This window comes from Pseudomonas baetica (genome assembly GCF_051216495.1).
GTDB classification, from domain to species: domain Bacteria; phylum Pseudomonadota; class Gammaproteobacteria; order Pseudomonadales; family Pseudomonadaceae; genus Aquipseudomonas; species Aquipseudomonas baetica_B.
Genome location: NZ_JBPKAM010000163.1, coordinates 1 through 8381, shown reverse-complemented (window position 1 = coordinate 8381; position 8381 = coordinate 1). Strand labels below are relative to the sequence as shown.

5 protein-coding genes are annotated in these 8381 nt (G+C 58.9%); 2 read left to right on the top strand and 3 right to left on the bottom strand.

Annotated elements, in window-relative coordinates:
• Nucleotides 1-208 precede the first annotated feature (208 nt).
• Nucleotides 209-4123 carry a dermonecrotic toxin domain-containing protein gene (locus tag ACSFE6_RS29790; RefSeq protein WP_435430958.1) on the top strand — a complete coding sequence of 1305 codons (3915 nt, stop codon included), beginning with the start codon at nucleotides 209-211 and terminating at the stop codon, nucleotides 4121-4123.
• Between the two features lie 36 nt (nucleotides 4124-4159).
• Here ACSFE6_RS29790 and ACSFE6_RS29785 read toward each other — a convergent pair whose 3' ends face one another.
• Nucleotides 4160-4654: a DUF934 domain-containing protein gene (locus ACSFE6_RS29785; protein ID WP_435430957.1), complete on the bottom strand. Its 495-nt coding sequence runs from the start codon at nucleotides 4652-4654 to the stop codon at nucleotides 4160-4162.
• Nucleotides 4638-6296 (bottom strand): nitrite/sulfite reductase, encoded by a 1659-nt coding sequence (locus ACSFE6_RS29780; protein WP_435430956.1) that lies wholly within the window; start codon nucleotides 6294-6296, stop codon nucleotides 4638-4640. The genes ACSFE6_RS29785 and ACSFE6_RS29780 overlap by 17 nt, the downstream gene beginning before the upstream one ends.
• A gap of 520 nt (nucleotides 6297-6816) precedes the next feature.
• On the opposite strand from ACSFE6_RS29780, the gene ACSFE6_RS29775 reads away from it, so the two are divergent.
• Nucleotides 6817-7905, top strand: a complete 1089-nt coding sequence (locus tag ACSFE6_RS29775; protein WP_435430955.1) for an ABC transporter substrate-binding protein — start codon at nucleotides 6817-6819, stop codon at nucleotides 7903-7905.
• Nucleotides 7906-8019: 114 nt separating this feature from the next.
• Here ACSFE6_RS29775 and ACSFE6_RS29770 read toward each other — a convergent pair whose 3' ends face one another.
• The gene (locus ACSFE6_RS29770) at nucleotides 8020-8235 is read right to left on the bottom strand and encodes a DUF2970 domain-containing protein (RefSeq protein WP_435430954.1); all 216 of its coding nucleotides are present in this window, start codon (nucleotides 8233-8235) and stop codon (nucleotides 8020-8022) included.
• Nucleotides 8236-8381 lie beyond the last annotated feature (146 nt).

Here is an 8381-nt window from a genome sequence, read left to right as displayed (position 1 = left end):
CCCTGCCCGACATACCCCCCCCCCCCCCCCTCTCCCCCCCCCCCCCCCCCCCCCCCCCCCCCCCCCCCCCCCCCCCCCCCCCCCCCACAGGTCCCCCGTTTCCGTCTGGAAGCGGCGAACTTTCCTAAAAATGCTGTCGATGACTCCCACGTTGCAGCGCCCACAGATTGGTTAGGGTGAGGTTCCTCAATCTGCAACGGACTGCAAAATGAACGAGTTTTCCGACGACCACGTTTCCCCTGCACACCCCGCGACCTCTGTGCCCCTGCGCGACGAGCTCAAAGCCGTTGTGGACACTGCGCTCCCGCTAAGCCCCGCCCAATTTGGCGAACACCAGATCAAGGAAAAGTGGGGGGCGGGGATCGATCCACAGACAGCCTTGCTGGTGACCCTCGATTACGATTACCGGGGCCATCCCGTACAAAATGCTGTTCACCAAGGACAAGTGGCGAGTTCGCGAACGTTGGTAGATGCGCTGTTATTCAATTACCAAACTGTCGGCGACGGGCGCTTTGGCGAGTCCGCGTTCGGTTTATACACGCCGCCGGACGTCGGGCCGCCGGTTCAAATCGTCGAAAATGTCGACGCACTCGCCGAACACGGCAGCGGCAATCACAAGACCTATGAAGGCATTTATCGCCGTACGGTTCCGCAGGTTTATGGACCGCAGACACAAATCAGCCTCAGGCCAGCGGACTTCAAGAAGTGGGTCTGGACCCTGTTTTTCAAAGAGTTGTATCAGGACTACGTCGACAAGGCCTGGCCCTCTGACGAGGTAATAACGGGAGCCAAACCCTATCCGCTGAGAACATCGACCAAGACGGCTTTTGTCATGTCAGCGTGGTTGCAGCATCAGGAAAACTCTTTGTCCCTACAAGGTCTGGAACTGGCGATGCAGGCGGCCGGGTTGTCCCAAAACCAGACCTGGGAAGCGCTGACGATTGAGCAGCTGCAAGCATTGACGCGGCTTCCCTCAAGTGTCGAGGCGAGTCGACTGAAGCTCTACCGATACACCGCGACGGATATCTGGTGTTACCGCGACCGCTCCAGCGGCCGGGTGTTGTTGTACATCCCTGGTAATTCCTCCCCGCTGCACGACTTTGCCGACAGCCAGCAATTGCGGCGCTGGATTGTCGAGCAGGGCAAGGCGCTGGAAACGAAACAAGCCCTGGCGGCCCACTTCGCTGAAGAAGACCGTACTGATGGTACGTTTCACGCTGGAGTGCTTACCGCGCTGGATGGCATGGCGGCTTACCCGCGCCAGCATCACTTGACCCCGGAAGCCGGCTTTTTCAATGACGACGGTTATTGGGACCCTGACGATTACATCGCCTTCGACCTGGTTTCGGCAAAAACCGATCCCTTCGCGCAACTGGTGTTAGGCATGAAACGCGCCGCCCAGGCCAGCGTCGAAACCATCCGCGACGATGCCCAGGTCAATCGCGATAACTTGAGCGCTGTCATCGAACCAATTGTGCAGTGGGTGAACCAGTTTGGCCCATTGGCATTGTTTGTCCCGGGAGGCGAGGGTTTGCTGGTGTTGGCCGGCCTGATCGATGCCGGCTATGGCCTGAATCAGCTCATTAACGGTGAGACGACCGACAAGCGTTCTGAAGGCGTCACTCGAACGGTGTTCGGTTTGCTCAATGCCCTGCCATTGGCTGAGGGCGTCGCCGCGTTGCGCGGTGAAGGGGTGGATGTGGCGTGGCCGGCCAAGGCAGGGGATGCAGAGGGCGAAACCTCGGTCAGGCCGAGCCTGTCAGCTGTCGATGCTGACGCCCCCATGCATCCGATGCCGCCATCGCCCTCACGCGTCGATCTGTTACGCGGTGTCGGTGTCCCGGCAGGGACATTCAGTGACGAGGTATTGGCCCAGATCGGCAAGGTCAGTGCCATCGATGATGACATGTTGCGCCTCATGCAGGCCGGGCGGGCTCCGACCCCGTTGCTGGCGGACACGATTGAGCGCTTCAGGATCGATCATGAGGTCGCGGCACTGAACGATCCATCGGTGGCACCCGCCGAGCTGTTCAGTCGTCGTTATCTGGCACTGCAAAAGTCGGAGCACAAATGGGTGCAACTGTTTCAACGGCAATACCCTGGTTTGCCCAAGGCCGCTGTGGAGCAAATGCTCGACCGTTACGGTGTCGATTTCAAGTCTGCTCCGGACATTGCCGAGGCAACGCGAGTGTTCAGACAGCTCGACAGCAAGGCTCGCCAGTACCAGCAGCATGTGCGCCTCAATCGCGCTTATGAGGGCTTGTATCTTCACGCTGTTACCGCGCCCGAATCGGACACCCTGGCCCTGCATTCACTGAAAAACCTGCCGCATTGGCCGAAAAATCTCCGAATCGAAGTGCTGGACGGTTCGCCCGGTGGGCGGATTCTGGACCGTAGCGGCCCCCTCGATACGCTTGACTGTCGGCGCTTGATCAAGACAGCAGACCGCTATCAGTTCAGCAGTGTATTTGCCCAAGCTAGTACGGGGACAGGTTTTTACGAGGCAGTTACCGGTCTGCTGTCCGAAGGTGAGCGTTCGGCGTTGCAGCTATTGTCCAAGGATCCAGGCGCCGAGCTGAAAGCGCTGGTCGGTGATCATGGGTTGTCCCGTTCGGAGCTCGCCCTGGGGCTGGGCCGGATGGACTCCGGGTTACCCTTTGAGGCACAGGGCTTGAGGGGTGGCGGTTATCCAGACACGCCTCAAGCAGCAGCCTTGACGCAGGAGATGATGAGGTTGCAGGTCAAGGAGATCTACCCCGAGCTATCCAGCGATGACGCCGATTTGATCTTGCAGCGATTCGGGGTGGGCGCTCAGGCTCATATCGACAATGCAAGGCGCCAATTACAGCAGTTGCATGCGGATCTGGAGACTTGGTTCGTTCAGGTTTGGGTCGATGTCCATGACATGGATATTCCCTTCCTGCACAGGGGGGATCCTGCGGCAGCGGGACTGACTAACCAGGACATAGCGATACGTAACTTCGAACTGCTGCAGGATACGGTAGCGAATGAATTCGACTTCAGGCGCGAGCTTGCTGACGAACTGACGGCGATCCTGCAAAAACGGGAGCCGCAGCAAAACAGCCACTATTCAGGAAATCACGTTCAAGGCTTTACCATGAATATGAGTCATGAAGACTACCATCGGCTGCCTGAGTTGAACGTGCGTTTCAATGACGTCGTGGAATTGAATCTACAAAATTTCCACTTGATTGAACGGGAAACGCTGAATGGCTTTCTGGAGCGTTTTCCGAATTTACGCACCTTGAATCTGGAAAATACGGACTTGCGGTTAGCCAATATCAATGGACATCTGCAAGGCGGACTGCCACCGAGTATCCCCCAGTTGCAGCACCTCACCTCGTTGAACCTGCGTTCCACCGAGCTGACTTTCCAGGAGAACACGGCGGCGCAGTTGAGCTCGCTGGTCAATTTGCAATCACTGGATCTGAGCGATAACCCGTTGGGTGTTCCCCCTATGGTGATGGGAATGAACCAGCTGCGATCGCTGAAGCTGAACAACACCGGCATCACCACGTGCCCGGTCGGGATCATGGACCAGCCGTATCTGACGACCCTGGATTTACGTGATAACCAGATTCAACGCGTCCCCCAGGCGGTTATGAATCAGGCCATTGCCAGGGATCGAGTGCTGCTGTGGAACAATCCGCTGACCGACGAGGACACATTGAGGCGGCTGGTCGCTCATCGGGAACGAACGGGGATCAATTTGTGGTTGAGTGCGCCGGGTAATGGCTACTCGGATCCGGCAGCCTGGTTGCGAGGCATCGACGCCGGGCAACGGGAGGCTCGGCTGCAGATCTGGCAGCGACTGGCGCTCAGGCCACGCGGTGGACGATTTTTGGGGACAATGAATACATTGACGCTCACGCCGGACTTCCAAATTAACTATCCGGATCTTCAGGCGCGGGTGTGGCGACTGCTGGCTGAAGCAGATGCATCACAGGCGTTGTGGGAGCGATTGACCCAGGATGTGCGGCTGCCGACAGGTGCGTTCGACAATCCGTTTGCGGCCTTCAACGCACTGGAAGACCGGGCAAGACTTTACAGCGACGGGGAGGTATCTGGACGGCCGCCTGCGGTCGGGGGGAGTGCGTTGTAACACCTTGAGCCCCGGTCGGGGCTCAAGGCATCACGATCACCGGCGACGAAACAGCGGCAGCGGCTCGTCGGTGGCGGCCTGATAAGTCACCGAGAAATCCTTGAGACCTTCAAGGGCTTCGTACGGGTCTTTATCGGGACGGATTGCAAAGGCATCGAAACCGCAGCGGTGCATGTAGAACAGCTGGTCGCGCAGCACATCGCCAATGGCCCGCAGTTCGCCTTTGAAACCGTAACGGTCACGCAGCAGGCGGGCGTTGGAGTAGTTGCGGCCATCGGTGAAGGCCGGGAAGTTCAAGGCAATGACCTGGAACTGATTGGCGTCCTCACCGATTTCCTCGGCTTCTTCACCGGCGTCCAGCCACACGCCCAGGCCGCCGTCGCGGGCCAGCAGCATGCGGCTGTGCTCACGCCAAAGCTGCAACGGGACGATGTAGTCGTCACAGTTGGTGATCTCGTCGATGTTGAAATCCTTGGGCAGCAGGTGCCAGGTTTCGTCCACGACTTCGTTGTTCTTAATGATTCGCTGCATAGACGCGTTCCTTGAAGAGGTCGATGCCGATACGCTGATAAGTGTCGATGAAGCGCTCGTCTTCGGTACGTTGTTCGATGTACACGTCGATCAGCTTCTCGATCACGTCAGGCATATCGTCCTGTGCGAAGGAAGGGCCGAGGATCTTGCCCAGGCTTGCGTCACGGCTGGCGCTGCCACCGAGGGAGACCTGATAGAACTCTTCGCCTTTCTTGTCCACCCCGAGAATGCCGATGTGGCCGACGTGGTGGTGACCGCAGGCGTTCATGCAACCGGAAATGTTCAGGTCCAGTTCGCCGATGTCGAACAGGTAGTCCAGATCGTCGAAACGGCGTTGGATCGATTCGGCGATCGGGATCGACTTGGCGTTGGCCAGGGAGCAGAAATCGCCGCCCGGGCAGCAGATGATGTCGGTCAGCAGGCCGATGTTCGGCGTGGCGAAACCGTTTTCGCGCAACTCGCCCCAGAGGGTGAACAGCTTGTCCTGCTCGACGTCGGCCAGGATGATGTTCTGCTCGTGGGAGGTGCGCAATTCACCAAAGCTGTAGCGATCGGCCAGGTCGGCCACGGCGTCGAGTTGCTTGTCGGTGATGTCGCCCGGCGCAACACCGGTCGGCTTGAGCGACAGCGTTACTGCGACATAACCCGGTTTCTTGTGGGCTACGGTATTGCGGGTGCGCCAGCGGGCGAAGCCCGGATGTTCCTTGTCGAGTTCGGCCAGGGCAGCGGTCTGGTTATCCAGGGCCTTGTAGTCCGGATCGACGAAGTGTTTGGCGACGCGATGCACTTCGGCTTCGGTCAATGTGGTCTGGCCACCGCGCAGGTGCTCCATTTCCGCATCGACTTTTTGCGCAAAGACTTCAGGGGTCAGCGCTTTGACCAGGATCTTGATCCGTGCCTTGTACTTGTTGTCGCGACGGCCATAGCGGTTGTACACACGCAGGATGGCGTCGAGGTAGCTCAGCAGGTCTTGCCACGGCAGGAATTCATTGATGAACGCGCCCACCACCGGGGTACGGCCCAGGCCGCCACCCACCAGCACACGGAAACCCAGTTCGCCAGCGGCGTTGTGCACCGGCTCAAGGCCAATGTCGTGGACTTCGATGGCAGCGCGGTCGGAGGTCGAACCGTTGACGGCAATCTTGAACTTGCGCGGCAGGTAGGCGAATTCCGGGTGGAACGTGGTCCACTGACGGACGATTTCGCACCATGGACGCGGATCAATCAGCTCGTCGGATGCAACACCGGCGAACTGGTCGGTGGTGACGTTGCGCAGGCAGTTGCCGCTGGTCTGGATCGCGTGCATCTGCACGGTGGCCAGCTCAGCGAGGATGTCCGGGATGTCTTCCACCGCCGGCCAGTTGAACTGCACGTTCTGCCGGGTACTGATGTGGGCATAGCCCTTGTCGTAGTCACGGGCAATCTTGGCCATCATTCGCATCTGACGCGAAGTCAGTTGGCCATAAGGCACCGCTACCCGCAGCATCGGTGCGAAACGCTGGATATAAAGCCCGTTCTGCAGGCGCAGGGGGCGGAATTCTTCTTCGCTCAGCTCGCCTGCCAGATAGCGTCGGGTCTGATCACGGAACTGCTTGACGCGGTCCTCGATGATCCGCTGATCGTACTCGTCGTATACGTACATATAAGTCCTGTTCTCAGGCTTGGGTCGCTCGGATACAGCTGCGTTTTTGTGCTTGCCGCAGTCCAGGAGCCTCTGCAATTCTGCGCGCACGGCCGCGCACTCCCTATGGAGCCGGGGCAAGATACCAGTTTGCGGTTATGCGCAAAAGTGATGTTTGAATATATGCAAAGAACAAAATCGCCTAACGAGAATAGTTGTTAGCTAACCCACATTTGTCGTGCGGGCAATCATCGTCTTAACTCTGGTCGAGTCTTTCTGCAATCACCGATAAAACCGACAAGAGGCGATGCAATGAGCAACCCAACCAAAGCAAGGAAAAGCGATAGCACCGTCGATGCCTGGGCGATTCTGTTCCTGATCATCCTGGTCGTTGGCACAGCGGTATTTTGGGTCAGTCATCAATAAACGACCCGTCCGGGCCCCGTTCCGACGATTGTCGGACAATAACCGGAATAAACGCCGTTTTATGGACGTTCGCTGGCTATAATGCGCGGCGAATTTCCGGGGGCTCGGACGACAAATGTTGAAGTTGCTGTGTGGCGTATTGCTGGCGCTTGTAACGGTCATGGGACCTTGCGCTCACGCGGCGTCGGTGCTGTTTCTCAATCCGGGCACCACCAAAGAAGCCTTTTGGGTCAGTTACTCGCAATTCATGCAGGCCGCCGCCAGGGACCTGGGTATGGACCTGCGCATCGAGTATTCCGACCGCAACTCTGAAATCACCCTCAAGCAGGCGCGCGAGGCCCTCCAAGGGACAAAGCGCCCGGACTATCTGGTCTTCGTCAACGAGCAAAACATCGCCCCCGAAATCCTGCGCCTGGCGCTGGGGAGCGGAGTGAAGCTGTTCATTGTCAACAATGGCCTGAGCGCGGACCAGGTGCGGCTGCTGGGGGCACGATCGGACAAATACCCGGATTGGGTGGGCAGCCTGGTGCCCAACGACGAGGAGGGCGGCTACCTGATGCTCAAGGAGCTGATTCGCCTGCACCCACCGGTTGCTCCCGGGCAGTCGATTGATTTACTGGCGTTCTCCGGATTGAAACTCACACCGTCCGCGCAGTTGCGAGAGAAGGGCATGCGCAGGGCGCTGGCCGAGCATCCCGAAGTGCACCTTCGCCAGCTGGTGTCCGGCGGCTGGACCCGGGAGCGCGCCTATGAACAGGCCAAGATGCTGTTCAGGCGTTATCCGCAAACGTCGCTGGTGTGGTCGGCCAATGACGAAATGGCGTTTGGCGTGATGCGCGCTTTCGAAGAGTCGGGCGGCAAACCCGGCAAGGATGCGTTGTTCGGCACGATCAACAACTCGCCGGCAGCCTTGCACGCGTTGCTGGACAATCGCTTGAGCGTGCTGCTGGGCGGGCATTTCAGTTTGGGTGGCTGGGCGCTGGTGCAGTTGCATGATTACGACGAGGGTGTCGATATCAGCCAGTACGGCGGTCGTGACCGGCAGATTCCTTTATTGCAACTGATTGACCGGGCACAGGCAAAGCGACTGCTGGCGATGGGCGGCGGCACACAGGATTTCGGTGTAGATTTTCACAAACTCTCGGCCAAGGGGCGACCGACGTCCTATCGATACCCGTTCAGCCTGCAAACCCTGATGCACTGATCCGCCACATCGATATCCCTGTAGGAGCGAGCAAGCTCGCGATGGTCGTCAACGATAACGCTGGCAATCTGATTCCCCGCGGTGACCGGGCCTCCATCGCGAGCGTGCTCGCTCCTACAGGGCCAGTATCAGCACCAGCTTGACGATGCCGAACAACGTCAGGGCAAACACCGCCGTGAATAAAATCCCCAGAATCACGAAATGACTGGGCTCGCCGTGGGTGAAGTCACGCGCACGGTTCTTCCCGCTCTGCACTCCGAACGCCGCGGCCATGACGCTGTGCAGCATCTGCCAGAAGGTTGGCGGTTTGTTGTCGACCGGATCGTCCATAAACCCCTCGTCACGTGTGTGTGAAAAGTAAGCATAGACAATTAAGTCATACACAAAACAAATGTGGGAGCGGGGGGGGGGGGGGGGGGGGGGGGGGGGGGGGGGGGGAGGGGGGGGGGGGGGGGGGAGGGGGGGGGGGGGGGGGG